The organism is Variovorax beijingensis (genome assembly GCF_003951285.1).
Lineage (GTDB): Bacteria > Pseudomonadota > Gammaproteobacteria > Burkholderiales > Burkholderiaceae_C > Variovorax > Variovorax beijingensis.
In genome coordinates, this window is the sequence record NZ_RXFQ01000076.1 from 1 (window position 1) to 1,200 (window position 1,200).

Consider the following 1,200-nt stretch of genomic DNA (forward strand, 5'->3'; position numbering starts at 1 on the left):
GCGGTCGTAGGCGAAGCGCTCGGCCTGGTCGCCGGCCTGGCGCTCGCTCAGGCGGCCCAGGGCGTCGAATTCGAGCCGGGTGCTGTGGCCGGCTTCGATGACCTCGGCCAGCACGCCGCTGGCTTCGTCGTAGCGGTACTGGGTGCTCTTGCGGTCGAAGCCGGTTTCTTCGAGCAGCTTGCCAACCGGGTCGTAATGGAAGTCGTAGCGGCTGCCGTTCTCGTTGTGCAGTTCGCGCAGGCGCCCGAGCAGGTCCCAGTGGTACTTGAGGGTGCGGCCGGCCGCGTCGGTGCGCTGGGCGACGAGGCCGGCGCGGGTGTAGCCGTAGCTGGTGCGGCGGCCGAGCGCATCGGTGTGCGCGAGCAGGCGGCCTTCGGCGTCATGGGCGAAGTACTCGCTGGTGTTGTCGGGGTGGACGATCTCCTCGAGCTGGCCCGGGTGGTTGGCATGGCCCGGCATCGCGGCCTGCGCGGCTTCGCCGGCTTCGGTGTAGCGAAAGCGCGTGGCCTGGCCCAGGGCGTTGGTGATCCTGGCCAGGCGGCCGCGGCCGTCGTAGGCCCACTGGGTGGTCTTGCCGGAGCAGTCGGTGTGGCTGGCCAGTTGGCCGTCGGGGGTGTAGGCCAGGGTCTTGATGCCGCCCTTGGCGTCGGTGATGCGCACGGGGCGCCCGGCGTTGTCGTAGGCGTATTCGGTCTTGTGGCCGAGCGGGTCGATCTCTTCGGTGAGGTTGCCGCTCGCGTCGTAGTCGCGCTTCCAGGCGCCGCCTTCGGCGTCGAGGATGCCGGTGATGCGGTGGCGCGCGTCGTAGGCGTAGTGCACGCTGCTGCCGTCGGCGCGGGTGTGGGTCTTGAGGTTGCCGTGGGCGTCGTAGACGTAGTCGTCGGTGGTGCCGTCGGTGTGGATGTGGCGGGTGATGTTCTTGTCGTTGTCGCGGAAGAACCATTCCTCCAGCTGGTCGGGATGGATGACCCGATAGGTGTAGCCCAGGATGTCGTAGTAGTACCAGGTCTCGTGGCCGAGGGCATCGGTCACGTAGGTCAGGCGGATGTTCTTGTCCCACTCCAGCTTGAGCGCGAAGCTGCCATCGTCGCTCCACTCGCGCACGGCCTTGGCGTCGGCGCTTGTGCCGTCGTATTCGAGGTTCATGCCGCGGCCGGTGCGGTCGGTGTAGCGGGTCACGAGGTGGTGGCTGTAGCTGTA

At 68.2% G+C, this 1,200-nt stretch carries 1 pseudogene; it reads right to left on the minus strand.

Annotated features, from left to right (window positions below):
- Positions 1-1,179: pseudogene (locus tag EJO66_RS32465) on the minus strand (RHS repeat-associated core domain-containing protein); the annotation flags it as partial.
- Positions 1,180-1,200 lie beyond the last annotated feature (21 nt).